Origin of the sequence: Pseudomonas fakonensis (assembly GCF_019139895.1) — a bacterium.
Lineage (GTDB): Bacteria > Pseudomonadota > Gammaproteobacteria > Pseudomonadales > Pseudomonadaceae > Aquipseudomonas > Aquipseudomonas fakonensis.
The window spans coordinates 1,632,974-1,659,086 of record NZ_CP077076.1 but is presented as its reverse complement, the minus strand read 5'-3'; the positions used below and the strand labels follow the sequence as shown (position 1 = coordinate 1,659,086).

General features: G+C 65.7%; 26 protein-coding genes. 13 read left to right on the top strand and 13 right to left on the bottom strand.

All coding sequences use genetic code 11. The annotated features are described in order from the left end of the window. The first annotated feature begins 51 nt into the window (after positions 1-51). On the top strand, positions 52-2,412 hold the full coding sequence (locus tag KSS94_RS07550; protein WP_217842396.1) for a response regulator: 2,361 nt from the start codon (positions 52-54) through the stop codon (positions 2,410-2,412). Here KSS94_RS07550 and KSS94_RS07545 read toward each other — a convergent pair. Next, on the bottom strand, positions 2,402-2,890 hold the full coding sequence (locus tag KSS94_RS07545) for a glutathione peroxidase (protein ID WP_217842395.1): 489 nt from the start codon (positions 2,888-2,890) through the stop codon (positions 2,402-2,404). The two genes, KSS94_RS07550 and KSS94_RS07545, sit on opposite strands and share 11 nt — an antisense overlap. Positions 2,891-2,905: 15 nt before the next feature. Continuing rightward, positions 2,906-3,301: a peptide-methionine (R)-S-oxide reductase MsrB gene (gene msrB / locus KSS94_RS07540; protein WP_217842394.1), complete on the bottom strand. Its 396-nt coding sequence runs from the start codon at positions 3,299-3,301 to the stop codon at positions 2,906-2,908. A 166-nt stretch (positions 3,302-3,467) separates the two neighbouring features. On the opposite strand from msrB, the gene KSS94_RS07535 reads away from it, so the two are divergent. Together KSS94_RS07535 and htpX are read left to right on the top strand one after the other, a co-directional pair. Further along, positions 3,468-4,679 (top strand): pyridoxal phosphate-dependent aminotransferase, encoded by a 1,212-nt coding sequence (locus KSS94_RS07535; RefSeq protein ID WP_217842393.1) that lies wholly within the window; start codon positions 3,468-3,470, stop codon positions 4,677-4,679. A 270-nt stretch (positions 4,680-4,949) separates the two neighbouring features. Continuing rightward, entirely contained in the window at positions 4,950-5,837 is an 888-nt protein-coding gene (gene htpX, locus KSS94_RS07530) for a protease HtpX (protein ID WP_217842392.1), read from the top strand. A gap of 67 nt (positions 5,838-5,904) precedes the next feature. Here the strand turns inward: htpX and KSS94_RS07525 are convergent, their stop codons facing one another. Continuing rightward, positions 5,905-6,552, bottom strand: a complete 648-nt coding sequence (locus tag KSS94_RS07525) for a thiopurine S-methyltransferase (protein ID WP_217842391.1) — start codon at positions 6,550-6,552, stop codon at positions 5,905-5,907. 102 nt (positions 6,553-6,654) lie between these two features. Between KSS94_RS07525 and KSS94_RS07520 the strand changes: the two genes are divergently transcribed. Beyond that, positions 6,655-7,407, top strand: a complete 753-nt coding sequence (locus tag KSS94_RS07520) for a DODA-type extradiol aromatic ring-opening family dioxygenase (protein WP_217842390.1) — start codon at positions 6,655-6,657, stop codon at positions 7,405-7,407. A 183-nt stretch (positions 7,408-7,590) separates the two neighbouring features. Here the strand turns inward: KSS94_RS07520 and KSS94_RS07515 are convergent, their stop codons facing one another. Beyond that, positions 7,591-9,276 (bottom strand): DEAD/DEAH box helicase, encoded by a 1,686-nt coding sequence (locus KSS94_RS07515; RefSeq protein ID WP_217842389.1) that lies wholly within the window; start codon positions 9,274-9,276, stop codon positions 7,591-7,593. Between the two features lie 446 nt (positions 9,277-9,722). Next, positions 9,723-10,478, bottom strand: coding sequence for a spermidine synthase (locus KSS94_RS07510; protein ID WP_217842388.1), 756 nt, complete (start codon positions 10,476-10,478; stop codon positions 9,723-9,725). A gap of 113 nt (positions 10,479-10,591) precedes the next feature. On the opposite strand from KSS94_RS07510, the gene KSS94_RS07505 reads away from it, so the two are divergent. Then, positions 10,592-11,938 (top strand): class II 3-deoxy-7-phosphoheptulonate synthase, encoded by a 1,347-nt coding sequence (locus KSS94_RS07505; RefSeq protein ID WP_217842387.1) that lies wholly within the window; start codon positions 10,592-10,594, stop codon positions 11,936-11,938. Here the strand turns inward: KSS94_RS07505 and KSS94_RS07500 are convergent. Beyond that, a complete protein-coding gene (locus KSS94_RS07500) occupies positions 11,919-13,139 on the bottom strand; it encodes a winged helix-turn-helix domain-containing protein (protein WP_217842386.1) in 1,221 nt (406 codons plus the stop codon). The two genes, KSS94_RS07505 and KSS94_RS07500, sit on opposite strands and share 20 nt — an antisense overlap. Before the next feature lie 78 nt (positions 13,140-13,217). Then, positions 13,218-13,409, bottom strand: coding sequence for a DUF1127 domain-containing protein (locus KSS94_RS07495; protein ID WP_217842385.1), 192 nt, complete (start codon positions 13,407-13,409; stop codon positions 13,218-13,220). Between the two features lie 96 nt (positions 13,410-13,505). Between KSS94_RS07495 and KSS94_RS07490 the strand changes: the two genes are divergently transcribed. Continuing rightward, positions 13,506-14,357, top strand: a complete 852-nt coding sequence (locus KSS94_RS07490) for a LysR substrate-binding domain-containing protein (protein ID WP_217842384.1) — start codon at positions 13,506-13,508, stop codon at positions 14,355-14,357. A 276-nt stretch (positions 14,358-14,633) separates the two neighbouring features. Here KSS94_RS07490 and KSS94_RS07485 read toward each other — a convergent pair whose 3' ends face one another. Next, a complete protein-coding gene (locus KSS94_RS07485) occupies positions 14,634-15,383 on the bottom strand; it encodes a sulfite exporter TauE/SafE family protein (protein WP_217843540.1) in 750 nt (249 codons plus the stop codon). Between the two features lie 113 nt (positions 15,384-15,496). On the opposite strand from KSS94_RS07485, the gene KSS94_RS07480 reads away from it, so the two are divergent. The 3 genes from KSS94_RS07480 (at position 15,497) to KSS94_RS07470 (ending at position 17,525) form a co-directional block, all read left to right on the top strand. Beyond that, complete coding sequence (locus KSS94_RS07480; protein ID WP_217842383.1) at positions 15,497-16,453, top strand: LysR family transcriptional regulator; 957 nt, start codon at positions 15,497-15,499, stop codon at positions 16,451-16,453. Between the two features lie 55 nt (positions 16,454-16,508). Beyond that, positions 16,509-16,964: a MarR family winged helix-turn-helix transcriptional regulator gene (locus KSS94_RS07475; protein WP_217842382.1), complete on the top strand. Its 456-nt coding sequence runs from the start codon at positions 16,509-16,511 to the stop codon at positions 16,962-16,964. Between the two features lie 132 nt (positions 16,965-17,096). Beyond that, a complete protein-coding gene (locus tag KSS94_RS07470; protein WP_217842381.1) occupies positions 17,097-17,525 on the top strand; it encodes an organic hydroperoxide resistance protein in 429 nt (142 codons plus the stop codon). 194 nt (positions 17,526-17,719) lie between these two features. Here KSS94_RS07470 and efp read toward each other — a convergent pair whose 3' ends face one another. Both efp and earP read right to left on the bottom strand, forming a co-directional pair. Beyond that, entirely contained in the window at positions 17,720-18,289 is a 570-nt protein-coding gene (gene efp, locus KSS94_RS07465) for an elongation factor P (RefSeq protein ID WP_013971530.1), read from the bottom strand. Between the two features lie 48 nt (positions 18,290-18,337). Continuing rightward, positions 18,338-19,468: an elongation factor P maturation arginine rhamnosyltransferase EarP gene (gene earP / locus KSS94_RS07460; protein ID WP_217842380.1), complete on the bottom strand. Its 1,131-nt coding sequence runs from the start codon at positions 19,466-19,468 to the stop codon at positions 18,338-18,340. 128 nt (positions 19,469-19,596) lie between these two features. Between earP and KSS94_RS07455 the strand changes: the two genes are divergently transcribed. Together KSS94_RS07455 and KSS94_RS07450 are read left to right on the top strand one after the other, a co-directional pair. Continuing rightward, positions 19,597-19,995, top strand: coding sequence for a hypothetical protein (locus KSS94_RS07455; protein WP_217842379.1), 399 nt, complete (start codon positions 19,597-19,599; stop codon positions 19,993-19,995). A gap of 2 nt (positions 19,996-19,997) precedes the next feature. Then, positions 19,998-20,480, top strand: coding sequence for a GreA/GreB family elongation factor (locus KSS94_RS07450; protein ID WP_217842378.1), 483 nt, complete (start codon positions 19,998-20,000; stop codon positions 20,478-20,480). A gap of 92 nt (positions 20,481-20,572) precedes the next feature. Here the strand turns inward: KSS94_RS07450 and KSS94_RS07445 are convergent, their stop codons facing one another. Then, positions 20,573-21,526, bottom strand: coding sequence for a LysR family transcriptional regulator (locus KSS94_RS07445; protein ID WP_217842377.1), 954 nt, complete (start codon positions 21,524-21,526; stop codon positions 20,573-20,575). Positions 21,527-21,643: 117 nt separating this feature from the next. Here KSS94_RS07445 and KSS94_RS07440 point away from each other — a divergent pair, with 117 nt between their 5' ends. Further along, positions 21,644-22,393 (top strand): 3-oxoacyl-ACP reductase family protein, encoded by a 750-nt coding sequence (locus KSS94_RS07440; protein ID WP_437179994.1) that lies wholly within the window; start codon positions 21,644-21,646, stop codon positions 22,391-22,393. Between the two features lie 22 nt (positions 22,394-22,415). Here KSS94_RS07440 and KSS94_RS07435 read toward each other — a convergent pair whose 3' ends face one another. After that, positions 22,416-23,294 (bottom strand): LysR family transcriptional regulator, encoded by an 879-nt coding sequence (locus KSS94_RS07435; RefSeq protein WP_217842376.1) that lies wholly within the window; start codon positions 23,292-23,294, stop codon positions 22,416-22,418. Positions 23,295-23,401: 107 nt separating this feature from the next. Between KSS94_RS07435 and KSS94_RS07430 the strand changes: the two genes are divergently transcribed. After that, positions 23,402-24,592, top strand: coding sequence for an MFS transporter (locus KSS94_RS07430; protein WP_217842375.1), 1,191 nt, complete (start codon positions 23,402-23,404; stop codon positions 24,590-24,592). 204 nt (positions 24,593-24,796) lie between these two features. Here the strand turns inward: KSS94_RS07430 and KSS94_RS07425 are convergent, their stop codons facing one another. After that, complete coding sequence (locus KSS94_RS07425; protein ID WP_217843538.1) at positions 24,797-26,077, bottom strand: TolC family outer membrane protein; 1,281 nt, start codon at positions 26,075-26,077, stop codon at positions 24,797-24,799. Between the last annotated feature and the right edge of the window lie 36 nt (positions 26,078-26,113).

The window sequence follows — 26,113 nt, the reverse complement described above, 5'->3', positions numbered from 1 at the left end:
GATCAACCGAAAGAACAGACAGACCCGCCAGCGGCCAGGGGCTGATCGGCTATGCTTGCGCAGCGCGCACGGAGCAATCAAACCGGCTTGGGACCCATGGATATCAAGTTCACCAATCGCCTGTCATACAAGCAAGCCCGGTTGACAGTCCTGGTCGGCTTCATCCTGGGAACATTGCTCAGTCTCATCCAGATCGGCATCGATTATGCCAGCGAAGACGCGTCCATCAACCGTGAAATTCAGGCGCTGCTGAAAATCAGCCACGACACTGCCTCGCGCATTGCCTACAACATCGACACCGAGCTTGCCCAGGAGCTCACCGGCGGCCTGCTCAAATCACCGGCTTTGATCCGCGCACGGCTGATCGACAACAACGACACGGTGCTGGCCGACGTCGAGCGCCCGCGCCTGGAAAGCCGTTACCGGCCGTTGTCGGACTTTTTGTTCGGCGAGCAGCGCCAGTTTCAGGACCGGCTGTACCTGGCCCACCTGCCCGGCGAATTTCTCGGCACCCTGTACCTGGACGTCGACACCTACGCCTTCGGCGGGCGCTTTCTCGACCGTGCCGGGGTCACTCTGCTCAACGGTTTTGCCCGCAGCCTGGTGCTCACCGGCATCCTGTTGGCGCTGTTCTACCTGATGCTGACCAAGCCGCTGGTGACGGTGATCGCCGCCCTGAGCGGCAGCGGCGATACGCGCACGCCCCGGCAAACCCGGGTGGACTGCCCCAAGGGCCACAAGCACGACGAGATCGGCGTACTGGTAAAAGTCGCCAACCAGCAGTTCGTCAGCATGGCGACAGAGATCCAGCAACGGCGCAACGCCGAAAACCGCCTGACGCAGTACCTCAACGAGCTGGAAGACATCGTCTCGGCGCGCACCGACGAACTCAAGGCCAGCAACAGCCGCCTGAGCCAGTCCAACCAGGAGCTGGACGACGCCCGCCAGCGCGCCCTGGACATGGCCCACGCCCGCGCCGCCTTTCTGGCCAACATGAGCCACGAAATCCGCACCCCGCTCAACGGCATGCTGGGCATGATCGCCCTGGCCCTGGACAGCGGCCTGGCGCCGGAGCAGCGCCAGCAGCTGTCGATCGCCCACGACTCGGGCAAGGTGCTGGTGGAGCTGCTCAACGATATTCTCGACTTGTCCAAGTTCGACGCCGGCCAGCTTGAACTCGAACGCATCCCCTTCGACCTCGGGGCGATGGTCGAGGACACCGCCAACCTGCTGTCGCAGAACGCCGCGCCCAGCGTCGAGCTGACCTGCCTGATTGCCGCGGACTTCCCCAGCACGGTGCTCGGCGACCCCACGCGGGTGCGCCAGATCGTCAGCAACCTGTTGTCCAATGCGTTGAAATTCACCCGCTTCGGCCGCGTCGATGTGCGCCTGGCCACCATCGTCGGCGGCGTACGCCTGGAGGTCAGCGACACCGGCATCGGCATCCCCGAGGAGGCCCAGGCGCGAATCTTCCAGCCGTTCACCCAGGCCGGCGCCGGCATCACCCGCCAGTACGGCGGCACCGGCCTGGGCCTGGCCCTGACCCGCAACCTGTGCAAGGCCATGCAGGGCCATTTGCACATACAGTCCGAAACCGGCTTTGGCAGCCGCTTCAGTGCCGAGCTGCCGCTGCCGGCCCACACCCCAGCGGTGCCGCCCGAAATGCTGGCCGGGCGCGTGGTGGCCCTGGGCAATGCCGGCAGCGGCCTGGCCGAGCTGCTGCAGGCACTGCTGCCGCGCTGGGGCCTGGACTACGCACGCTTTGACGATGCCCGGGAACTGGCCGGCCAGGCAGTAGATGTGCTGATTACCGACGACCTGGGCCGGGTGCTGGACCTGCGCCCGCAGGTGCAGGCACCCATCGTGCTGGTGACCGCCTACGGCAGCTTTTTGCCCGGCGAGCAGGCCACGCAACTGGCGCCCCTGCAGCAACTGGCCCGGCCGCTGGCACGCAATGCCCTGTACCACACCCTGCGGCGCACCCTGCACGGCGAACCCAACGCCCCGCTACCCCACGAGCTCCCGCCGGGGCAGGAGCGCCGTGCGCGCATCTTGCTGGTGGAAGACAACCCGGTGAACCAGCTGGTGGCCAAGGGCATGCTCGGCAAGCTCGGCTGCCAGGTGCAGGTGGCGGCGCAAGGCGCCGAGGCCCTGGAATGCCTGGAGCAGGCCACCTTCGACCTGGTGCTGATGGACTGCAACATGCCGGTGATGGACGGCTACGAGGCCAGCCGGCGCATCCGCCAGAGCGGGCGCTGGCCGCAATTACCTATCGTCGCCCTGACCGCCAACGCCATGCCCGAGGAGCGCGAGCGCTGCCGCGCCGCGGGCATGAACGACTACCTGGCCAAGCCGTTCCGGCGTGAAGAGCTGGTGGCGCTGATCGACCACTGGGTGCCGATCAGCGGCTGAGCAGGCGCTCGATGTCGGCTTGCAGCGCTTCGGGCTTGGTGGTGGGGGCGTAGCGCGTCACCTTGCCGGTGGCCGGGTCGAGCAAAAACTTGGTGAAGTTCCACTTGATCTTCTGCCAACCCAGCAGGCCCGGGGCGCGGCGCTTGAGCTCGACGAACAGCGGGTGGGCGCCGGGGCCGTTGACCTCGACCTTGCGAAACAGCGGAAAACTCACCCCGAAGTTGAGCTCGCAGAACTGCGCGATCTCCCCGGCATCGCCCGGCTCCTGCTTGCCGAACTGGTTGCAGGGGAAGCCCAGCACCACCAGGCCCTGGCCCTGGTAGTCCTGCCACAGCCGCTCCAGGCCCTTGTACTGCGGGGTGAAGCCGCACTGGCTGGCGGTATTGACCACCAGCAGCGCCTTGCCGGCGAAGTCGCCGAGGGTTTTCTGCGTGCCATCGAGGGTGACGCAGGGGGTGTTCAGCAGCGCATCGGCCATGGGGCGGGCTCCAGGTCAGTCGCGGGGCTTGAAATCAAGGCACACCGAGTTGATGCAGTAGCGCAGCCCGGTGGGTGGCGGGCCGTCGGGGAACACGTGGCCCAGGTGGGCGTCGCACTGGGCACAGGTGACCTCGGTGCGGATCATGCCGTGGGAGGTGTCGCGAATCTCGATCATCGCGCTTTGCTCGATCGGCTGGTAGAAGCTCGGCCAGCCGCAGCCGGAATCGAACTTGGCCTGCGAATCGAACAGCGCCAGGTCGCAGCAGATGCAGTGGTAGATGCCCTCGCGGCGCTCGCTGTTGTACTTGCCGCTGAACGGGCGTTCGGTGCCCTTCAGGCGGCACACCTGGTACTGGGCCGGGTCGAGCATGGCACGCCATTCGTCCAGGGTTTTGTCGATCTTTTGCATGGGAACCTCGGCAGGCTTGAATTTCACCTCGCACCGGCTTTTCCCTGGCGCGGGTGGCACGTATATTAGTTGGCTTCGTGTGCCAGGCGCCAAGTCTGGCACCCGCGTCCCGCCCTTTCAAACCTTTCGACGGCGACGCGCGCGTATTCTCAACCGGGATCTCATCATGCAGTTCAGCAAATCGAACAAGCTCGCCAATGTCTGCTACGACATTCGCGGCCCAGTGCTCAAGCACGCCAAACGCCTGGAAGAGGAAGGCCACCGCATCCTCAAGCTGAACATCGGCAACCCGGCACCGTTTGGCTTCGAGGCGCCGGACGAAATCCTCCAGGACGTCATCCGCAACCTGCCCACCGCCCAGGGCTACAGCGACTCCAAGGGCCTGTTCAGTGCGCGCAAGGCAGTGATGCAGTACTGCCAGCAAAAGCAGATCGAAGGCGTCAGCATCGAGGATATCTACCTGGGTAACGGCGTGTCCGAGCTGATCGTCATGTCCATGCAGGCGCTGCTCAACAACGGCGACGAGGTGCTGATCCCGGCCCCCGACTACCCGCTGTGGACCGCCGCAGTGAGCCTGGCCGGCGGCAAGCCGGTGCACTACCTGTGCGACGAGCAGGCCGACTGGTTCCCTGACCTTGAAGACATCAAGGCCAAGATCACCCCGAACACCAAGGCCCTGGTGATCATCAACCCGAACAACCCCACCGGTGCGGTGTACTCAAAAGAACTGCTGCTGGGCATGCTGGAGCTGGCGCGCCAGCACAACCTGGTGGTGTTCTCCGACGAAATCTACGACAAGATCCTCTACGACGAGGCCGTGCACATCAGCACCGCGTCGCTGGCCCCGGACTTGCTGTGCCTGACCTTCAACGGCCTGTCCAAGTCGTACCGCGTAGCGGGCTTCCGTTCCGGCTGGCTGATCATTTCAGGCCCGAAACAACACGCCCTGAGCTACATCGAAGGCATCGACATGCTGGCCAACATGCGCCTGTGCGCCAACGTGCCGGCCCAGCATGCCATCCAGACCGCCTTGGGCGGCTACCAGAGCATCAACGACCTGGTGCTGCCGCCCGGCCGCCTGCTGGAGCAGCGTAACCGCACCTACGAGCTGCTCAACGACATCCCCGGGGTGAGCTGCGTCAAGCCGATGGGTGCGCTGTACGCCTTCCCGCGTATCGACCCGAAGGTATGCCCGATCTTCAACGACGAGAAGTTCGCCCTCGACCTGCTGCTGTCGGAAAAACTGCTGATCGTCCAGGGCACCGCCTTCAACTGGCCGTGGCCGGACCACTTCCGGGTGGTCACCCTGCCGCGGGTGGATGACCTGGAGCAGGCTATCGGCCGCATCGGCAACTTCCTGCGCACTTACTCGCAGTAACGCATTCCCTGTAGGAGCCGGCTTGCCGGCGACAGGGCCAGGCCTGCGCTTTGTTGGCGCTGCTGGCCTGATCGCCGGCAAGCCGGCGCCTACAGGGGTTATTCATTCTTACAATCTGCAACGCTCTATCTGACAGCCCTCTCGGCATCCTCTGCCATACTCCCTCGCGTACACAGTTTGAAATAGTCGGCCGGTTGAATCGCCGCCCCCTCCCCCTTATATACCCCCGCAGTACGCAACAATTCCTTCCGTCAGGAGAACGTGACAACCATGATGCGCATTCTGTTGTTTGTAGCCACCAACCTCGCGGTGGTGCTGGTTGCAAGCATTACCCTGAGCCTGTTCGGCTTCAACGGGTTCATGGCCGCCAACGGGGTCAACCTCGACCTCGGCAAGCTGCTGGTGTTCTGCGCCGTGTTCGGTTTCGCGGGCTCGCTGGTCTCGCTGTTCATCTCCAAGTGGATGGCCAAGATGAGCACCGGCACCCAGATCATCAGCCAGCCGCGCACCCGCCACGAGCAGTGGCTGCTGCAAACCGTCGAGGAGCTGTCCCGCGAAGCCGGTATCAAAATGCCCGAGGTGGGTATCTTCCCGGCCTACGAGGCCAACGCCTTCGCCACCGGCTGGAACCGCAACGACGCCCTGGTGGCGGTTTCCCAAGGCCTGCTGGAGCGCTTCTCGCCCGATGAGGTGCGCGCGGTGCTGGCCCACGAAATCGGCCACGTGGCCAACGGCGACATGGTCACCATGGCGCTGGTGCAGGGCGTGGTGAACACCTTCGTGATGTTCTTCGCCCGCATCATCGGCAACTTCGTCGACCGGGTGATCTTCAAGAACGAAGAAGGCCACGGTATCGCCTACTTCGTCGCCACCATCGTCGCCGAGCTGGTACTGGGCATCCTGGCCAGCATCATCGTCATGTGGTACTCGCGCCGCCGCGAGTTCCGCGCCGACGAAGCTGGCGCCCAGCTGGCCGGCACTGGCGCAATGATCGGCGCCCTGCAGCGCCTGCGCTCCGAGCAGGGCCTGCCGGTGCACATGCCCGATACGCTGAAAGCCTTCGGCATCAATGGCGGCCTCAAGCATGGCCTGGCCGGCCTGCTGATGAGCCACCCGCCACTGGAAGACCGCATCGACGCCCTGCGTCAGCGCGGCTGATGGCCAGGTGTGAATGAAAAAGGGCGACTTCGGTCGCCCTTTTTTATCAACATGTCCCGCGATGGTCCTAACGCCGAATGCGGTACACCCGCTCCACCAGGCTCAACACCCCGGCCTTCTGGAACTTGGGGCTTTCGCCGAGAATCTCCGGCGCTTCGAGCACCTCCACCTGCCAGCCGGCCAGTCCCGCCCGCACCTCATCATCCGCCACCGAGAACGGCGGCCCGTCGATCAGCGCCTGGTCGTAATCCAGCGTCACCAGCAGGCCCTTGCAGGCTGGCAGCAGTTCACCGAGCAGCGCCAGGTACTGCTGGCGCATCTCAGGCGGCAAGGCAATCAACGCCGCCCGGTCGTACAGCCCGGTGCAACCGGCTAGGTCTTCGGCACGCAAGGCGAAGATATCCCCGCACCACAACTCGACGTCGCCACTGCTCCACACCTGGAACGCGCCACGCTGCGCAACCTGCGCCGCCAGCCCATGCTCGGCAAAAAAATCTTCCACCGCCCGGCGCGACAACTCCACGCCCATGACCCGATAGCCCTGCCCGGCCAGCCAGGCCAGGTCCAGGCTCTTGCCGCACAACGGCACCAGCACCTTGGCGCCCGGCGCCACCCCCAGTGCCGTCCAGTGCCGTTGCAGGTACGGGTTCACCTGGGCCTGATGAAAGCCGATCTGGTTGTCCGCCCACCGCTTGTGCCAGAACGCAGGTTCCATGATCCCTCCCGGTTTTTCGATAGATAGCCATAAAAACTTATATTGGATCTCGATCGTTGCCTGACCGAAGATGACAGCATCTTACCCGTCAGGACCCTTACCATGCTGCCCAGCCTGTTCATTTCCCACGGCTCCCCCATGCTCGCCCTGCAGCCGGGCGCCAGCGGCCCTGCCCTGGCCGGAGTGGCCCGCGCCCTGCCCCGACCAAAAGCGATCGTGGTGGTGTCGGCGCATTGGGAAAGCCGCGAGCTGCTGGTGATGAGCAACCCGCAGCCAGAAACCTGGCACGACTTCGGCGGCTTCCCGCCGGCACTGTACGCGGTGCAGTACCCGGCACCGGGCGAGCCGGCGCTGGCTGAGCGGGTGGCGCAATTGCTCGGTGCCCGGCTGGATGCGCAACGGCCGTTCGACCATGGCACCTGGGTGCCGCTGTCGCTGATGTACCCGCTGGCAGATATCCCGGTGATCCAGGTGTCGCTGCCCAGCCAGGCCGGCCCGGCGCTGCAGGTGAAGGTCGGCCAGGCGCTGCGCGCCCTGCGCGAGGAAGGCATCCTGCTGGTGGGCTCGGGCAGCATCACCCATAACCTGGGCGAGTTGGACTGGCACGCCGGACCCGAAGTGATCGAGCCCTGGGCGCTGGCGTTTCGTGACTGGGTGGTGGAAAAGCTACAAGCTGATGACCAGGCAGCGCTGCTGGACTACCGGCAACAGGCGCCGTTTGCCGTGCGCAACCACCCGAGCGATGAGCACCTGTTGCCGCTGTACTTCGCCATGGGCGCTGGCGAGCGTTTCGGCATCGTGCACCAGGGCTTTACCCTGGGGGCGCTGGGGATGGATATCTACCGGTTCGATTGAACAGGCAACGCCCCCCTGTAGGAGCCGGCTTGCCGGCGATGGGGCCGGGCCTGCAACCCCTTGCATTGGATCTGCCGGCCCTATCGCCGGAAAGCCGGCTCCTACAGGGATCGCGCCGGCCGGTTATGGCAGGCAAAAAAAATCCCAGGCCAAGGCCCGGGATTTTTCGTTACTGCCTGAGGATCAATCCTCGCGGTAGCGACGCAGCTTCAGCTGCTTGCCGGCCACGCGGGTGTCCTTGAGCTTGGTCAGCAGACGCTCAAGGCCATCTTCCGGCAGCTCGATCAGGCTGAAGCTGTCGCGCACCTGAATACGACCAATGGCGTCACGGGCCAGGCCACCTTCGTTGAGGATCGCCCCCAGCAGGTTCTTGGCAGCGATGCCGTCACGGGCACCCAGGGCGGTACGGCAACGCACGCGGCCTTCGGCCAGCGGCATCGGCGCACGGCGCTCACGGTCACCGCTGCTGCGCTCGCTACGCTCACCACGTTCGGCACGCTCACCGGTGCGCTCACGCGGGGTGTAGGTTGGCACCAGCGGCTGCTCGCGCTCAACGCTGGCCAGGTCCAGCGCCTGGCCATTGGTGGCCTTGCGCAGCAGGGCCGACGCCAGGGCGCGGGCGCTGCAGCCAAGGTCGGCGGTCAGGCGGTCGAACAGCTCGCCGTGGCTGGCCTCGGACTCGGCCACCAGCGGCGCCAGGCTCTTGGTCAGCTTCTTGATGCGCGCATCCAGCACGGCTTGTGGGCCAGGCAGGCGGGCTTCGGCAACTTTCTGCCCGGTGACACGCTCGATCACCTGCAGCATGCGGCGCTCACGCGGGGTGACCAGCAGCAGCGCACGGCCATCGCGACCGGCACGGCCGGTACGGCCGATACGGTGCACGTAGGACTCCGGGTCGTACGGCATGTCGACGTTGAACACGTGGGTGATGCGCGGTACGTCCAGGCCACGGGCAGCGACGTCGGTGGCGACGACGATGTCCAGGCGGCCGTCCTTGAGCGAGTCGATCACGCGCTCACGCTGGTTCTGGGCGATGTCGCCGTTCAGCGCAGCAGCCTTGTAGCCTTTGGCTTCCAGGGCCGAGGCCAGGTCCAGGGTGGCTTGCTTGGTACGCACGAAGGCGATCAGCGCGTCGAACTCTTCGACTTCCAGCAGGCGCAGCACGGCCGGGATCTTCTGGTCGGCGTGGACCATCAGGTGGGCCTGCTCGATCGCGGTGACGGTCTGGGTCTTGCTCTGGATCTTGACGTGCTTGGGCTCGCGCAGGTGACGCTCGGCGATCGAACGGATCGACGACGGCAGGGTAGCGGAGAACAGCACGGTCTGGCGCGAGGCCGGGATGGCGTCGAAGATCACTTCGAGGTCATCCATGAAACCGAGCTTGAGCATTTCGTCTGCTTCGTCCAGCACCAGGTACTGCACGGTGGACAGGACTTTCTCGTCGCGACGCAGGTGGTCGCACAGGCGGCCCGGGGTGGCGACGACGATTTGTGCGCCGTTGCGGATGGCGCGCAGCTGTGGGCCCATCGGGGCACCACCGTACACGGCCACCACGTTAACGCCCGGCATCTGCTTGGCGTAGGTTTCGAAAGCGGTAGCTACTTGCAGCGCCAACTCACGGGTTGGCGCCAGGATCAGGGCTTGCGGTTCGCGCTTGCTCACGTCGATCTTGTTGAGGATCGGCAGGGCGAAGGCAGCGGTCTTGCCGGTGCCAGTCTGCGCCTGGCCGATCATGTCGTGACCGGCGAGGATGATCGGGATCGACTGATGCTGAATAGCCGATGGCTCTTCGTAGCCGGTGGCCAGAACAGCAGCAACGATATTCGGATTGAGATCGAGAGCGGCGAATCCGCCGGTTTCCTGGGTCATGGGTCTGCCTCTAGGTGCATCCGCAAAGACCCATGCTCCAAAACTGCACATGCCTTGAAAGACCAAACGGTCACCCAGGCAGCTTTGGCGGCGGGGATTTGCGAAAACGATTGAAATAAGAAACGTGTGAGAGGGTCCGCCTAGCGGACATGCAGCCGAAGCTGGATTCGGAGGATTTGCACCACCTGATTTTAGGGTCCGCTAAAAGACCGGCGCGTACTATATACGAATTAGCTGAATACCGGGAGAAATATTTCAGTGGCAGAGGCCAGTATCGAGCCATCAATGCAGCAGGAGCTGAATCGTTTTTCTGTAGGAGCGGCCTTGTGCCGCGAAAGGGCTGCGCAGCAGCCCCAGCAATCGTTGTGCGGGCCAGAACCAGGGCCGCGTTGCGGCCTTCGCGGCACAAGGCCGCTCCTACAGGAACCGCATCGCCTGTAACAGCTTCAGGTAGCCGGCCTGACCGCCTTGATCAGGTACTCCAGCGAATACCCCAGGCGCGGCGCCAGCGCCTCGGCCCGGGCCCGCAGCGCGTCGATGTCCAGCGTTTGCTCAAGGTCTGCCGGCACCAGCAGGATCACGTTGCCCTCCTTCACCGGCAGCTCCCAGTAATGCCGGTGGTACAACCCGCGTAGCAACGCCGCCCCCAGCGGCCGGCCATCGTCGCCGGCCCACTGGTTGATCACCAGCCAGCCACCGGGGTTGAGCTGTTTCTGGCAGTCTTCCAGAAAGCGCCAGGCCAGGTGCCCGACACCCGGCCCGTAGTCGGTGTACAGGTCGACGAACAGCAGGTCGGCCTTTTCCGCCGTGGGCAGCAGCTCCAGGGCATCGCCGATGCGCACGTACAACCGCGGGTCGTCCTCCAGGCCCATGTACTGCATGGCCAGGCGCGGCACATCGGGGCGCAGCTCGATGGCTTCGACATCGTCCAGCGGCAGGAACTTCAGGCACGCCTGGGTCAGGGTGCCGGCGCCAAGGCCAAGAAACAACGCGCTCTCCGGCAACGGGTGGCACAGCGCGCCCACCAGCATGGCGCGGGTGTAGTCGTACTCCAGCCAGCTGGGGTCGGCGGTGAAGGTGCAGCTCTGCTCGACGGCATCGCCGAACTCGAGGAAGCGGTAGTCCTCGACCTCGTACACGCTGATCACACCGAAGGCGTCCTCCACCCGTGCCAGCAGCCGTTCTTCCCGCTCCGTCGCCATGCCAACCACCGCCTGCGCAAAACGCGCATTGTCCGCCAATGCCGGTGGTGCAACAAGCGGCCCGGCGGCTGTACCATGGCTGCACGCCCGAACCGATAACAACAGAGCCTGCAATGAACCAACCCTGGAGCCCTGACAGCTGGCGCGCCCTGCCGATCCAGCAGCAACCCGTCTACCCCGACGCCGCCCACCTGCACAAGGTCGAGCAGACCCTGGCCAGCTACCCGCCGCTGGTGTTCGCCGGTGAAGCCCGCGAACTGCGCCGGCAGTTCGCCGAGGTGACCCAGGGCCGCGCGTTCCTGCTGCAGGGCGGCGACTGCGCCGAAAGCTTTGCCGAGTTCTCGGCGGCAAAAATCCGCGACACCTTCAAAGTACTGCTGCAGATGGCCATCGTCATGACCTTCGCCGCCGGCTGCCCGGTGGTGAAGGTGGGGCGCATGGCTGGCCAGTTCGCCAAGCCGCGCTCGGCCAACGATGAGACCATCGGCAACCTGACCCTGCCCGCCTACCGCGGCGACATCGTCAACGGCATCGGCTTCGACGCCGCCAGCCGCGTGCCCGACCCCGAGCGCCTGCTGCAGGCCTACCATCAGGCCACCGCCAGCCTCAACCTGTTGCGCGCCTTCGCCCAGGGCGGCTTTGCCGACCTGCACCAGGTGCACAAGTGGAACCTGGACTTCATCGCCAACTCGGCGCTGGCCGACAAGTACCACCAGTTGGCCAACCGCATCGACGAAACCCTGGCGTTCATGCGCGCCTGTGGCCTGGACAGCGCCCCGCAACTGCGCGAAACCAGCTTTTTCACCGCCCACGAAGCGCTGCTGCTGAACTACGAAGAAGCCTTCGTGCGCCGCGACAGCCTGACCGGCGACTACTACGACTGCTCGGCGCACATGCTGTGGATCGGCGACCGTACCCGCCAGTTGGACGGCGCCCACGTCGAGTTCCTGCGTGGCGTGCATAACCCGATCGGGGTGAAAGTCGGCCCAAGCATGAACACCGAGGAGCTGATCCGCCTGATCGACGTGCTCAACCCGGACAACGACCCGGGCCGCCTCAACCTGATCGTACGCATGGGCGCCGGCAAGGTCGGCGACCACCTGCCGGGGCTGATCCGCAGCGTGCAGCGCGAGGGCCGCCAGGTGCTGTGGAGCTCCGACCCGATGCACGGCAACACCATCAAGGCCAGCAGCGGCTACAAGACCCGCGACTTCGCGCAAATTCTTGACGAGGTGAAGCAGTTCTTCCAGGTACACCAGGCCGAGGGCAGCCATGCCGGCGGCATCCATATCGAAATGACCGGGCAGAACGTCACCGAGTGCATCGGCGGCGCCCGGCCGATCACCGAAGACGCGCTGTCAGACCGCTACCACACCCACTGCGACCCGCGCATGAACGCCGACCAGTCGCTGGAGCTGGCCTTCCTGATTGCCGAAACCCTCAAGCAGGTGCGCCGCTGAGCAGCGCCTGACGCAGCCGGTTGCCCTCGCTGCGGGGGCAGTTGAGCTGCACGCTCTCAAGGCCCAGCCAGGTCGCCAGCCGGTACAGGTTGGCGGCCAGGGCCAGGTAGCCCTGCTCGTCCAGCCCTGCCTGCTCCTCGTGTACTGCATGCACCGCCAGGCGCCCATGGGCGCGTTCGGCACGCAGGTCCACCCGCGCAGCGATGCGTTCTTGGTAAAGGAATGGCAGTACGTAGTAGCCATACACCCGCTTGTGCGCCGGGGTGTAGATTTCCAGGCGGTAGCGGAAATCGAACAGCCGCTCGGTGCGGGCACGCTCCCAGACCAGCGAATCGAAAGGCGACAGCAAGGCGCTGGTGTGGATGCGCCGGGGAATGCGCGGAGTACCTGCGGTGTAAGCGGGCTGCTTCCAGCCTTGTACCGTGCAGGCCTGCAACCGCCCATCGGCCAGCAGCTCGGCCAGGGCGGCCTTGCTCTGCTGGGGAGATAGGCGGAAGTAGTCGCGCAGGTCCTGCTCGGTGGCAACGCCCAGTGCAGTGGCGGCGTGCAGCAGCAGGCCCTGCTGGGCCTCCGCTTCAGCAGGCACGGGCTGGTCGAGCACGGCGGCCGGCACCACCCGCTCAGGCAGGTCGTACAGCCGCTCGAACCCTCGGCGCCCGGCCACCGTCACCTCACCTGCAGCGAACAACCATTCCAGTGCGAGCTTTTCTTCGCTCCAGTCCCACCAGGGGCCGGCACGTTCTTCACGGGTGGACAGGCTGCCGGCACCCAGCGTCCCCTGCTGCTGCACGGCGGCCAGTACGCGGTCGATGACCTCGCCCCGCTCGCGGCCGAAGGTTGCCAGTTGCCGGTAGATACCCCGGCCCTGTGCAGCATCTGCCATGCGCCAGCGCATCAGCGGGTACAGCTCCAGCGGCAGCAGTGAGGCTTCGTGGCCCCAATACTCGAACAGGCGGCGCTGGCGGGGCTTGCCCCAGGCCAGTTGCTCAAGGGCAGCCTGCGGATAATCGCCCAGGCGCGAGAACAACGGCAGGTAGTGGGAACGCACCAGGGCGTTGACCGAATCGATCTGCACCACGCCCAACTGTTGCAAGGTGCGCTTGATGGCCGCCAGGCTCGGCGCGCGCTCGGGTGGTTTGCCGAAGCCCTGGGCAGACAAGGCCAGGCGGCGGGCCTGGGGGATGGATAACGCTAGGCTCACTGCGCGCCCTCCTGGTGATGATGCAGTGCCTGCACCATAGCATTCGCGGGCAAGCCCGCGAATGCCATCACACCGGCCTTAGCCCTTGCTCAGCGGGTCATCCCAGAAGTGCCGCTCGGCCTCCTGCTGGATATCGGCCCGCGACAGCCCCAGGTCGTGCAGCGTGGCGTCACTCATGCGCGCCAGCTCCTGGCGTTGCTGGTACAGCTCGTACCAACGCAGCAGGTGGGACAGGACAGGTGATTGGGTGAAGCTTGCATGACCTTTCATCGTGAAGCCCTCCGTGTGGATGGCTTCAGTCTCTGCCCAGGCCTAGGATCAATCCAACGAATGTTTCTGATGCCATGCATCTAGAGGATTGATGCCATGTCCCAGTACCAGAGCCTCGACGCCGAGGTGCTGCGCACCTTCGTCGCCATTGCCGAGCAAGGCGGATTTACCCGCGCCGGCGAAGTGGTCAACCGCACCCAGTCGGCGGTGAGCATGCAGATGAAACGCCTGGAAGAAGACATTTTGCAGCGCCAGCTGTTCGAGCGCGAAGGCCGCCAGGTGCGCCTGACCGCCGAGGGCGAGGTGCTGCTGGGTTATGCCCGGCGCATCCTCAAGCTGCATGGCGAGGTGTTCAATACCCTGCGCATGCCGCACATGGTCGGGGTGGTGCGCATCGGCACGCCAGACGACTACGCCATGCGTTTTCTGCCCGGCATCCTCACCCGCTTCGCCCAGGACTACCCGCTGATTCACGTCGAGGTGCACTGCGACTCGTCCAAGCACCTGATGCAGCGCCAGGACCTGGACCTGACCATCGTCACCCGCGAGCCAGGCAACGAAGTGGGCCAGTTGCTGCGCCAGGAGCGCCTGGTGTGGGCCGCAGCGCAAGGCTTTTGCCCGCAGGAACAGCGGCCGATGCCACTGGCGCTGTTCAACACCGACTGCTTCTGCCGCGCCTGGACCTGCAACGCGCTGGAGCAGCACGGCATCGAGTACCGCATCGCCTACACCAGCCCCAGCCTTGCGGCGCTGTTCGCCATCGTCAGCGCCGGGCTGGCGGTGACGGCGCAGTTGCACAGCCTGATCGGCGGCAACCTGCGCATGCTCGATGAAAGCGACGGGCTTCCGCAGTTGCACGTGGCCAATGTGATGCTGCTGCGCAATTCGCAGCAGCAGTCGCCGATTACCGACTGCATGGCCGGGTACATCGTCGAGGGGTTCAAATAACGCAGGCTCCCCTAGAACAAACTACAACTCATTGATTTAACACGGTCCCCGTGGGAAGCGGCCTTGCCGGGGCGCCGTCCGGTCGAGATGGGGCGCGAAGCGGCCCCAAGGCCTCAGCCTCATGCAAAATTGCCGGAGCTGCTGCGCAGCCCATCTCGACCGGACGGCGCCCCGGCAAGGCCGCTTCCCACAGGGGCCATGATGCATCTGCGAGACTAGTTCTCTGCGCGACAGCGCAGCCCGCAGGGCTGGGTGATCTCCTACAGGGAAGCGTGATTACAGCTCAAACCCCAGCATCACCGCACACACCACCAAAAACACACAGAACATCCCGCGCAGCACCTTCTCCGGCAGCGCGTGGGCCAGCTTCACCCCCCAGCTGATGCTGAGCAAGCCACCCACCGCCAACGGAATGCCGATGCTCCAGTCCACGCTGTGGTGCACGCCGTAGGTCGCCAGGGTGACCATGGTGCTGGGTGCCGCCAGCGCCAGCGACAGGCCCTGGGCCACCACCTGGGTGGTGCCGAACACGCTGGTCAGTATCGGCGTTGCCACCACCGCACCGCCCACCCCGAACAAGCCGCCCATGGTGCCGGCAAAGCTGCCCAGCACACCCAGCCACGGCCATGGGTAGCGCAGTTCACTGCTCGGCGGCGCCACCCGCAGGAACATCCGCGCCACGTTCCACACCGCCAACGCCACCAGAAAGCCGACGAAGCCCAGGCGCATGGCATGGGCATCGATGCCCACCGCCCAAATCGACCCCAGCCAGGCGAACACAAAGCTGCACAGCGACAGCGGCACGGCATGGCGCAGCTCGATGCGGTTGCGCTGGTGGTAGCGCCACAGCGCCAACAGCACGTTGGGCACCACCATCACCAGCGCGGTGCCCTGAGCCAGTTGCTGGTCCAGGCCAAACAGCACGCCCAGCGCCGGGATGGCGATCAACCCGCCGCCAATGCCAAACAGCCCGCCCATGGTGCCTAGCCCCGCGCCCAACACGATATACAACAACCACTCGACCATCTGCCTCATCCAACCTGCTTAAACGATGCAGGCATGCTACCCAGTCGCGGCTGGCGGGGAAACGCACAACAGCGCACAATGGCTATGCGCATTACGCACAAGCAGAGCCCGCCATGAGCCCCGACATTCTCACCGAACAACTGAGCCTGTTCCTCGACGTGCTGGACACCGGCAGTTTCTCTGCCGCTGCCCGCCGCCACCCGCTGACCCCGTCTGCCGTTGCCCGGCGCATCGACAACCTGGAGGCCGCCGTCGGCAGCCGCCTGTTCTCGCGCAGCACCCATGCCGTGCGCCCTACCCCGGCCGGCAACGCCTTCGCCGAACGGGCCCGGCGCATCATCGAGGAACTGCGCCTGGCCCGCGCCGAGGCGGTGTCGCTGAGCAACGCCCCGGAAGGGCTGATTCGCATCGACGCCCCGGCCGCCTTTGGCCGCCGCCACTTGGCCCCGGCGATTGCCGACTTTCTGGTGGCCTACCCGGGGCTTGATGTGCAACTGCGCCTGATCGACAGCTTCGTCGACCTGCACGGCAGCCACCTGGGCGAGGTCGACCTAGTGCTGCGCGCCGGCCCCCTGGCCGACACCCGACTGGTGGCCACGCCGCTGGCGTATATGGTGCGCATCGCCTGCGCCAGCCCCGCCTACCTGGCCAGCCGCGGCGTGCCGGCCTGCCCCAGCGAGCTGCCGCAGCACGATGGCCTGGACTGGGATGGCCTGGCGCCGCCCTTCGCCTGGCGCTTTACGGTGGCCGGCCAGGCACGGCTGTACCGCCCGGCGCGCATGCGCATGACCGCCAACAACGCCGAAACCCTGCTGTTCGGCGCCCTGGCCGGTTTGGGGGTGGCGCACCTGCCGACCTGGCTGATCAGCGAGTACCTGCTGCGCGGTGAACTGATCCCGCTGTTCTGCGACAACGGCCTGCCAGCACCGGAGACCACGGGCATCTATGCATTGCGCCTTGAACATGAAACGAACTCTCGCAGCCGCTTGCTGCTCGAATTCCTCAAGAGCCGTTTCAGCCCGGTGCCCCCCTGGGACCTGGCCCTGCGCAGCGAGCTGCGCTGGCAATGAGCGCGCAAACAAATCGCGTGCTAGATTTCTCACCTGACCGAATTCAAGGACCTGCATGAACGCCGACACCCAAGCCCCCTGCGACGAGCTGCTGCTGGACAACCAGGTGTGTTTCGCCCTGCACTCCACGTCGCTGCTGATGACCAAGGTCTACAAGCCACTGCTGCAGGCCCTGGGCCTGACCTACCCGCAATACCTGGCCATGCTGGTGCTGTGGCAGGAAGACGGCCTGACCGTGGGCGAGATCAGCCAGCGCCTGCTCACCGACCCCGGCTCCCTCACCCCGCTGCTCAAGCGCCTGGAAAGCGAAGGCCTGCTCAAGCGCACCCGCAGCCGCGAGGACGAACGGGTGGTGCTGGTGGAACTGACTGACAAAGGCCGTGAACTGCAACAAAAGGCCCGCGAGGTACCGCACTGCATTCTCAAGGCCAGCGGGCACAGCGCCGAACAGCTACGCAAACTGCAGGCCGACCTGCTGCAACTGCGCACACAGCTGCAAGAAAACCTCTGACGTCTATGCTGTGATCTGGCCGTTTGGCGGCATGGTCAAAAATTTATCTTGCGCGCAAATTAATTGCACGCTAAGTTAGTTTCACACCCACCCAGCGCCACCGGCGCACAGCACACACACGTGAGGCTCAAGATGCAAAAGGTCACTCCGCTGTACATCGCAGAAGCCACCTCCACTGGCGGTCGCGACGGCAAATCCCGCTCCAGCGACGGCAAGCTGGAAGTCAAGCTGAGCACCCCGAAAGAGCTGGGCGGCGCCGGCGGTGACGGCACCAACCCCGAGCAGATGTTCGCCGCCGGCTACTCGGCCTGCTTCATCGGCGCCCTGAAGTTCGTCGCCGGCCAGGAGAAAAAGGCCCTGCCGGCCGATGCGTCGATCACCGCCAAGGTGGGTATCGGCCAGATCCCGGGCGGTTTCGGCCTGGACATCGACCTCAACATCAACCTGCCGGGCCTGGCCCAGGCCGATGCCGAGGCACTGGTGGAAAAGGCGCACAAGGTCTGCCCGTACTCCAACGCCACCCGCGGCAATGTGGATGTACGCCTGCACGTGAGCGTGTAACGCCACACACCCCTGTAGGAGCGGCTTGCCGGCGATGAGGCCGGGCCTGCAACCCCAGGTTCAGGCCTTGTGGCAAAGCTGATGGCCCTATCGCCGGCAAGCCGGCTCCTACAGAAGCGGTGAAGCCGACGGGGTTTCACAGGCACAAAAAAACCCGGCCAAGGCCGGGTTTTTTGTGCACGTCGCAAGAAGGATTACTTCTTGGAGCGGCCCTTGAAGCTGTTGTCGCGAGTGTCGATGTCGATCCACTCGTCGATCTGGATGAAGTCGGCAACCGAGATTTCGGTACCGTTCTTCAGCTTGGCAGGCTTCATGACCTTGCCGGAGGTGTCGCCACGGGCGGCGTTCTCGGTGTAGACAACCTGACGGCTGATGGTGGTCGGCAGTTCTACCGATACTAGGCGGCCTTCGAAGAACACAGCTTCGCAGACGTCTTCCATGCCTTCTTCGATGTACGGCAGAACGGCTTCGATGTCCTCGGCGTTCAGTTCGTACATGGTGTAGTCGGTGGTGTCCATGAAGGTGTACTCGTCACCGTTGATGAACGACAGGGTCGCTTCTTTGCGATCCAGGATCACGTCGTCCAGCTTGTCGTCTGCACCGTATACGGTTTCGGTCTTGTAACCGGTCAGCAGGTTCTTCAGCTTGGTCTTCATGATCGCGCTGTTACGGCCCGACTTGGTGAACTCAGCTTTCTGTACCAGCCACGGGTCGTTGTCGATACGCAGTACGGTACCGGGTTTCAGTTCTTTACCAGTTTTCATTACGAAGTATCCGAATCTGGATGGATTTATAAAAATCGAGGCCGCGTATCATAGCGAATTTCGATAAAACTGTACCAGCCTCGTGGCAAGGTCCGGCCGAGCGGCCTGCGCGGCGCACCATTGGCGGGCATGCTGGCGCAGTTCCGGCCAGTGCGCTTGCAGGTTTTGCCAGGCCTGGCCCATCGCTTGGTCCATGTTCCAGGCACGCCACAGCTCGACCAGCGCTTGCCCGGCAGCGTCCGACAACCCCTGGCGATAAAGCGCCAGGAACGCGTCGAGCTTTTCCCAGTGGGCGTTCTCTTCCTGCACGTAGATGTGCCACAACATCGGCGCCCCGGCCCACTGCGCGCGCACGAACGAGTCTTCACCGCGCACGGCGTTGAAATCGCAGCTCCACAGCAGGCGGTCGTAGTCGTCCTGGCTGACGAACGGCAGCACCTGCACGGTCAGCGCGCCGCGCCGATGCACCGCGCCCACCGCCAGCTCGCCCTCCCCCAGCCATTGGCCAAGATCGCCAAGAATGCGCCCATGGGGCACCAGCAGATGGGTGGCGTTGCTGCCATCGGCGGCCAGTACATCGAGCCAGTTGCCCAGTTGCGGGTTTTCGTAGGCAAACAGCGAGATCAGCCGCGTATCAGGCTGCACCTCGACGCCCAGCCCGCGTAAAAACGCCGTGCGCGCGTCGGCCCCGAACGCCTCGCGGCGCCCCAGCAGTGAAGCTTCGCGCAGCAGCCCGCCGGTGTTTTCGCTGAACCCCGGGAAGAAGAACATCTTGCGCAGCCCGTTGGCCTGCGGCGACGGCAGCCCGTGGCAGCCCTCGACCCAGTCCTCGGCACTCAGGTAGTCGAGGTTCAGCCACAGCGGCGCCCTGGGCTGGGCGGCCATGGCCTCGGCCAGCCCGTCGGGCAACTGGCAGGCGAAGGCGCCGATCACCACCTGGCCGGGCGCATCGCCCTGCCAGCGGGCCGGCCAGCGGCGTACCTGCACACCCTGCTGCCATTGCTGCTCGGCGCTGGCGTCGGCTGTGGGGCACAGGCGCACGAAAGGCTGCAGGTCGTCCACCCACAGGCGCACCGCCAGGCCGTGCTCGGCCGCCAACTGGCGGGCCAGGCGCCAGGTCACGCCAATGTCGCCATAGTTGTCGACGACGGCGCAGAAAATGTCCCAGGTGGCTTTCATCACGGTACCTGCAAAAAACGAGCGCGGATTTTGCGCACAATTGCCGCCGCTTTAAAGCGCGACGCTGAAAAAACCTGCCACGCCATGCGACAATGCCGCCACCGTACCGCCCCTGCCAGGAGGCCGCCATGCCCCGCCGCCGCGAACTGAACATCCGCCTCAAGCCCGTGCAACTGACCCTGTGCATCGCCTTCGGCCTGTGGCTGGGCGCCGTGGCCATCGCCGTCAGCCTCTGGCTGGCCCTGCGCCTGTGGCCAGAGCAAGTACAGCCGGTGGCCCAGGCCGTCGCCCCGGCGCTCGTGCAACCCGTGCCAGCAGCAGCGCCGGCCCAGCCGCAGGACGCCCAGGCGCAGATGTTCGAGCGCTACAAGGATATCTTGCAGCAACAGCAAGAACAGCAGGCCGCCGACGCAGCGCAAGGCAACCCGCGCAACCTGAACAACCCCAAGTGCCAGTTCTGGTTGCAGCAGAACCGCACCGCGCCCACCGACAAGAGCCAGGCCAACGTGCTGGAGTTCTGCTACTGACCATGCACAAGCCTGCCCTGCTGCAACGCATCCTGGCCACCCTCGAGCACGACGTCGAGGTGCTGCGCCGCGCCGCCCAGACCGCCTACGAAACCGCCACCGCCGAAGAGAACATCGCCGAGAACAAGTACGACACCCTGGGGCTCGAGGCGTCGTACCTGGCCACCGGCCAGGCCCGACGGACTGCCGAAATTCGCCAGGCGCTGCTGACCTACCAGCAGTTGGTGCTGCGCGATTACGACCCGGCGCGGGGCATTCAGGTCGGTTGCCTGGTGACGTTGGAAGATGAAGACGGGCAGCAGCGCCGGCTGTTCATCGGCCCCGAGGGCGCCGGGCTGAAGATCGGCGAAGGCGACGCGCTGGTGACCGTGATCACCCCGCGCGCGCCGCTGGGGCAGCAACTGATGGGCAAGAAAGTGGATGACGAGGTGAGCCTGGTGGTCAACGGGGTGGCGCAGGTTCAGTACATCATCGATGTAGCCTGACACGCGCCCTTGCCGGCGATGAGGCCGGGCCTGCCAACCCAGGTTCAGGCCTTGTGGCAAAGCTGATGGCCCTATCGCCGGCAAGCCGGCTCCTACAGGGGGTTGCCGCTAGGCTCGTGCAGGGCATTGAATGTATCGGCCAAGCCCTGCACGGCAAACTGCTCAACCAAGAAATCGATGAACGCCCGGGTTTTGCCCGGCAGCAGCTTGTGCCCGGCGTAGTACAGGCTGATGTGCCCATCGTCCACGTACCAGTCCGGCAACACCCGCTGCAAGCGCCCGGCGGCCAGGTAAGGCACGGCAAACGGCAGGCTCACCAGGGCGATGCCCAGGCCCTGCTCGGCCACCGCGCACGCGGCGTCGGAATCGCTCATGGTCATCGCCTGACGCAGTTGCAACGGGCATTGCTCCTGCCAGCGGCTGGTCAACGGCCAGGAACGCACCCGGCCGGTCTGCGGCGAACGGATCAGGATGCCGTCGTGCCGTTGCAGGCTCTGGGGGTCTTGCACAGCCCCGCAGCGCTCAATGTAATCGGATGACGCCACCAGCACCCGGTGCGCCGGGGTCAGCTTGCGCGCCACCACCCCCGGCGGCAGGTCAAAGCCACCGCCAATGGCGGCATCGAAACCCTGGCCGATCAGGTCCACCTGGCGGTTGTCGAAGTGCCAGTCCGGGGTGATGGCCGGGAACCTGCGCAAAAACTCGCCCAGCAACGGCAGCACATACAAGCGCCCGAACACCGTGCCCATGCTCACCCGCAGCAAGCCGGCCGGCTGGCCTTCGGCACTGGCCAGGTTGGCCACGGCGTACTGGATGGTGCGAAAGCTGTCACTGACCTCACCCAGAAAACGTTGCCCAGCTTCAGTCAGGGTCAACTTGCGCGTACTACGCTGGAACAGCCGCACCCCAAGGCGCGCTTCCAGCTGGGCAACGTGCTTGCCCACCGCCGCCGGGGTGATGCGCAGGCGCCGGGCCGCCTCGGCAAAACTGCCCACCTCGGCGCTGCGAATGAAGCACTCGAGGGCATTGAACGATTCCGTGGCCATGATTCCCAACCAAAGGTTTAGTCTGCTAATAGCGATTGCCATCTTATCAGCAGGTAATCATCGGTCGATACTGCGCCCATCCAAGGCATCCGGCCTTGCTTCCAGCAGGAGATCAGCATGTCCCAGCAACTTACCCTCGAAGGCAAAGTGGCCTTCGTCCAAGGCGGCTCGCGCGGTATCGGTGCAGCCATCGTCCGCAGGCTGGCCAAAGAAGGCGCACAGGTGGCCTTCACCTACGTCAGCTCCGCAGGCCCCGCCCAAGCGCTGGCCGAAGAGATCAAGGCCGGCGGCGGCCAAGCCCTGGCCCTGCGCGCCGACAGCGCAGACGCCGCCGCATTGCAACTGGCGGTGGACGATGCGGCAAAAGCCTTCGGCCGCATCGATATCCTGGTCAACAACGCCGGCGTGCTGGCGGTTGCGCCGATCACCGAGTTCGACCTGGCCGACTTCGACCGCACCCTGGCCGTCAACGTACGCAGCGTGTTCGTTGCCAGCCAGGCGGCTGCCCGCTACATGGGCCAGGGCGGGCGCATCATCAACATCGGCAGTACCAACGCCGAGCGCATGCCGTTTGCCGGCGGCGCGCCCTACGCCATGAGCAAGTCGGCGCTGGTCGGCCTGACCAAGGGCATGGCCCGGGACCTGGGGCCGCAGGGCATCACCGTCAACAACGTGCAGCCTGGCCCGGTGGACACCGACATGAACCCGGCCAGCGGCGAGTTCGCCGAGAGCCTGATCCCGCTGATGGCGATCGGGCGCTACGGGCAAGCAGAAGAGATCGCCAGTTTCGTGGCCTACCTGGCAGGCCCGGAAGCCGGCTACATCACCGGGGCCAGCCTGCTGGTCGATGGCGGGTTCTCGGCCTGATCCCAAGGCCCCGCGATAGCCTTCACACCGACGCCAGGCTTTGTTCCATCACCTCCAGAAACGCCCGCGCCGCCGGCGTCGGGCTGGGTGACCACACCGCGTACAGGTGGCGCACCGGCGCACCCGCCAGCGCCACCGTGGCCACCCCCTGGAAGCCCCGGGCGATGCGTTCGGGCACCAGCCCCACGGCCATGCCGCGCTGCACGAACTTTTCCACCAGGCGAATATGCCCGATCTCGAACTGCACCCGGCGCACCAGCCCCGCCGCCTGAAACGCCTCGTCGGTCTGGCGCCGCGCACCCGTGCCTTCGGGGAAGTCCACCAGTACCTCGCCGGCAAGTTCCGCCAGTGCCAGCTGCGTGTTACCCGCCAACCGGTGCCCGACCGGCAATACCGCCACCAGTTCCTCCCGCGCCAGCAGCCGATGCTGCACGCCCTGCAACACCTCGCCCTGCCACAGGCCGATAAAGCCCACGTCCAGGCGCCGCTCGATCACGTCGGCCACCAGCAGCTCGCTCTTGGCCGTCAGCCAGCGCACGTCCACATCCGGGTGACGGCTGTGGAAAACCTCCAGCACCTCCACCAGGTCCAGCGCGGTCAACGAGCTGATCTCGCCAATCGACAGGCGCCCGCGCACCTGCCCGCAGGCGGCGGCCACGTCGTCGGCAATGCGCCGCGCGGCCTCCACCGCCGGCCGCGCGCTCTGCACGAAGGCCTCGCCGGCCGGGGTCAGGCGCACCCGCCGCGAGGTGCGCTCGAACAGGCTCACCCCCAGTTGCGCCTCCAGGCGCGCCACCTGGTGGCTGAGCGCCGACTGCACCACATGGCAGCGCTCGGCGGCGCGGGTGAAACTGCCGCTGTCGGCGACCGCCAGGGCGTACTCCAGTTGCTTGAGGTTCATGATCTATCTGTTTTCAAGATGGACAAGTTGAAAACTATACATTGGCGTCATGCCAGACACTTCCTGATACTTGTCCGCATTCCTCCTTGCCTGCCACGAGAACCCCCATGCACACCCCGACACTCAGTCGCGCCCTGATCCTGCTGATGGCCACCGCCACCGGCCTGGCGGTGGCCAGCAACTACTACGCACAACCCCTGCTGCACAGCATCGCCGAGCAGTTCGGCCTGAGCACCGCCAGTGCCGGCAGCATCGTCATCGCTGCCCAGCTCAGCTATGGCGCCGGCCTGCTGTTGCTGGCACCGCTGGGTGATTTGTTCGAGCAGCGCCGGTTGATCGTGACCATGGTGCTGATCTCTACCGCAGGCCTGGTGATCAGCGCCTGCGCGCCCAATCTGCCGTGGCTGATCGTCGGTACCGCACTGACCGGCCTGTTCTCGGTGGTGGCGCAGATTCTCGTGCCGATGGCCGCCGCCTTGAGCGCCCCCGACCAGCGCGGCCGCGCCGTGGGTACGCTGATGAGCGGCCTGCTGCTGGGTATTCTGCTGGCCCGTACCGCGGCCGGCTTCATGGCCGAACTGGGCGGCTGGCGCAGCATCTATGTGCTCGCCGCCGGGCTGATGGCGATCACCGCCGTGGCCCTGTACCGCAGCCTGCCGCAGCACCACAGCCATGCCGGGCTGAAGTACCCGGCGCTGATCGGCTCGGTGTTCCGCCTGTTCGCCGAAGAGCCGGTACTGCGCCTGCGCTCGCTGCTGGGGCTGCTGTCGTTCAGCCTGTTCGCGCTGTTCTGGACGCCGCTGGCGTTTTTGCTGAGCAATGCGCCGTACCACTATTCGGACGCGGTGATCGGCCTGTTCGGCCTGGCCGGCGCGGCTGGCGCGCTGGCCGCCAACTGGGCCGGGCGCCTGGCCGACCGCGGCAAGGGTGCGCTGGGCACCAGCGTGGGCCTGACTGCGCTGCTGCTGTCGTGGGTGCCGCTGGGCTTTGCCCAGAGTTCGCTGGCAGCCTTGCTGCTGGGCGTGCTGCTGCTGGACCTGGCGGTGCAACTGGTGCACGTGAGCAACCAGAACGCGGTGATCGTGTTGCGCCCCGAGGCGCGCACCCGGCTCAATGCCGGCTATATCACCTGCTATTTCATCGGTGGCGCGCTGGGGTCGCTGCTGGGCACGCAACTGTTCGAGGTGTACGGCTGGGACGGCATCGTCGTCACGGGCCTGGTGATCGGCGCACTGGCCTTGCTGGTGTGGGGGCTGGCCGAGCGCAAGCGGGTGAAGCTGGAAGCGGCAACAGCCTGACCGGAGGCGATCTGCGACCCTGTGGGAAGCGGCCTTGCCGGGGCGCCGTCCGGTCGAGATGGGGCGCGAAGCGGCCCCAAGGCCTCGGCCTCATGCAAGATTGCCGGGGCTGCTGCGCAGCCCATCTCGACCGGACGGCGCCCCGGCAAGGCCGCTTCCCACAGGGACCGTGTCTTGTAGTTTGCTCTATAGGGGGGCGGTGAATCAGTGGTCGGCACTGACGAAGGCTTCATCGACCCGCGCCAGTTGCACATCGCTCAACACCCCCGCCTGGTAATGCAGCTTGATCCACGCCAGCAGGTAGTCGTAACGCGCCTGGGCCAGGTCGCGGCGGGTGCTGGCCAACTGCTGCTCGGCGTTGAGCACATCGAGGTTGACCCGCTCGCCGCCCTGCACGCTCTTGCGTGTCGACAGCACCAGCGCCTCGGCCGCCACCCGCGCCCGCTCATAGGCACGCAAGCGGCTGGCGCCGGACTGGCAGGCGTTGTACTGCCTGCGCAGCTCGATCAGGGTGCTGCGGGTGGCGCCGTCCAGCTCGTACTCGGCCTGCTGCATGTGCCGGCTGGCCTGGCGCGTGGAGGCCGACACGCCGCCACCGGCAAACAGCGGCAGGCTCACCTCTATACCCACGGTGTTGGTGTCGTAACGCTGGTTGTAGGTGTTGCCGCTGTCCGACTGCTGGCGCCGCGAGCTGGCGTAGGCGGTCACCTTGGGCAGATGCCCGGCGCGGTTGCGCTCCACTTCCTGGCGCGCCACCTCCACCGCCTGGCGCGATGAGGCCAGTTGCGGGTTTTCAGCCAGTGCCCGCGCCTGCCAGGCCTCGTAGCCCTGGGGCTCGACCTGCGGCAAGGCGAAAGCGCTGTCCAGCGGCGCCAGGTCTTCGGCCCGGACTGCCGGCTCGCCAATCAGCGCCCCCAGCTCGCGCAATGCGGCGTCCTGGTCATTACGCGCCTGGATTTCCTCGGCATCGGCCAGCTCGAAGCGCGCCTGCGCCTCGAGGATATCGGTGCGGGTGCCTTCGCCAGCAGCGAACAGCCGCCGATTCTGCTGGAACTGCTGCCGATAGGCCTGCTTGCTGGCCACGCTGATGGCGATCTGGTCCTGGGCGAACAGTGCCTGGGTGTAGCTGGTCATCACCCGCACCAGCAACTGCTGGCTTTGGTCGCGAAAACTCTCGTCGGCGTACAGCGCCTGGGCCACACCCTTGCGATAGGCCGCGTAGGCCTGGTAGTCGAACAACGGCTGCTGGAGGGTGAACGACGACCCCATGCTGCTGTAGGTGCGGTCCTCCTGCTGGCGCCGCGAATCCCCCAGGTAACGCACCTGGGAATCGTTGCGCCCCTTGTTGTAGTTGTACGAAAGGCTCGGCAGCAGCCCGGCACGGCCTATGGCGCGGTACTCCTGGCCGGCCTGGCGCTGCTCGAAGGCAGCCAGGTAGACCGGGTCGCGGCGCAGCGCCTGTTCATACACCTGGAACGGGCCCATGGCGGCCTGCACCGGCACGCAGGCACAGGTGGCCAG

Bases quoted from the DNA above. Each gene is read 5' to 3' on its own strand.
- KSS94_RS07550 (WP_217842396.1), top strand. From the start codon at position 52: ATGCTTGCGCAGCGCGCACGGAGCAATCAAACCGGCTTGGGACCCATG.
- KSS94_RS07545 (WP_217842395.1), bottom strand. From the start codon at position 2,890: ATGGCCGATGCGCTGCTGAACACCCCCTGCGTCACCCTCGATGGCACG.
- msrB (WP_217842394.1), bottom strand. From the start codon at position 3,301: ATGCAAAAGATCGACAAAACCCTGGACGAATGGCGTGCCATGCTCGAC.
- KSS94_RS07535 (WP_217842393.1), top strand. From the start codon at position 3,468: ATGCAGTTCAGCAAATCGAACAAGCTCGCCAATGTCTGCTACGACATT.
- htpX (WP_217842392.1), top strand. From the start codon at position 4,950: ATGATGCGCATTCTGTTGTTTGTAGCCACCAACCTCGCGGTGGTGCTG.
- KSS94_RS07525 (WP_217842391.1), bottom strand. From the start codon at position 6,552: ATGGAACCTGCGTTCTGGCACAAGCGGTGGGCGGACAACCAGATCGGC.
- KSS94_RS07520 (WP_217842390.1), top strand. From the start codon at position 6,655: ATGCTGCCCAGCCTGTTCATTTCCCACGGCTCCCCCATGCTCGCCCTG.
- KSS94_RS07515 (WP_217842389.1), bottom strand. From the start codon at position 9,276: ATGACCCAGGAAACCGGCGGATTCGCCGCTCTCGATCTCAATCCGAAT.
- KSS94_RS07510 (WP_217842388.1), bottom strand. From the start codon at position 10,478: ATGGCGACGGAGCGGGAAGAACGGCTGCTGGCACGGGTGGAGGACGCC.
- KSS94_RS07505 (WP_217842387.1), top strand. From the start codon at position 10,592: ATGAACCAACCCTGGAGCCCTGACAGCTGGCGCGCCCTGCCGATCCAG.
- KSS94_RS07495 (WP_217842385.1), bottom strand. From the start codon at position 13,409: ATGAAAGGTCATGCAAGCTTCACCCAATCACCTGTCCTGTCCCACCTG.
- KSS94_RS07490 (WP_217842384.1), top strand. From the start codon at position 13,506: ATGTCCCAGTACCAGAGCCTCGACGCCGAGGTGCTGCGCACCTTCGTC.
- KSS94_RS07485 (WP_217843540.1), bottom strand. From the start codon at position 15,383: ATGGTCGAGTGGTTGTTGTATATCGTGTTGGGCGCGGGGCTAGGCACC.
- KSS94_RS07480 (WP_217842383.1), top strand. From the start codon at position 15,497: ATGAGCCCCGACATTCTCACCGAACAACTGAGCCTGTTCCTCGACGTG.
- KSS94_RS07475 (WP_217842382.1), top strand. From the start codon at position 16,509: ATGAACGCCGACACCCAAGCCCCCTGCGACGAGCTGCTGCTGGACAAC.
- KSS94_RS07470 (WP_217842381.1), top strand. From the start codon at position 17,097: ATGCAAAAGGTCACTCCGCTGTACATCGCAGAAGCCACCTCCACTGGC.
- efp (WP_013971530.1), bottom strand. From the start codon at position 18,289: ATGAAAACTGGTAAAGAACTGAAACCCGGTACCGTACTGCGTATCGAC.
- earP (WP_217842380.1), bottom strand. From the start codon at position 19,468: ATGAAAGCCACCTGGGACATTTTCTGCGCCGTCGTCGACAACTATGGC.
- KSS94_RS07455 (WP_217842379.1), top strand. From the start codon at position 19,597: ATGCCCCGCCGCCGCGAACTGAACATCCGCCTCAAGCCCGTGCAACTG.
- KSS94_RS07450 (WP_217842378.1), top strand. From the start codon at position 19,998: ATGCACAAGCCTGCCCTGCTGCAACGCATCCTGGCCACCCTCGAGCAC.
- KSS94_RS07445 (WP_217842377.1), bottom strand. From the start codon at position 21,526: ATGGCCACGGAATCGTTCAATGCCCTCGAGTGCTTCATTCGCAGCGCC.
- KSS94_RS07440 (WP_437179994.1), top strand. From the start codon at position 21,644: ATGTCCCAGCAACTTACCCTCGAAGGCAAAGTGGCCTTCGTCCAAGGC.
- KSS94_RS07435 (WP_217842376.1), bottom strand. From the start codon at position 23,294: ATGAACCTCAAGCAACTGGAGTACGCCCTGGCGGTCGCCGACAGCGGC.
- KSS94_RS07430 (WP_217842375.1), top strand. From the start codon at position 23,402: ATGCACACCCCGACACTCAGTCGCGCCCTGATCCTGCTGATGGCCACC.
- KSS94_RS07425 (WP_217843538.1), bottom strand. From the start codon at position 26,077: ATGGGCCCGTTCCAGGTGTATGAACAGGCGCTGCGCCGCGACCCGGTC.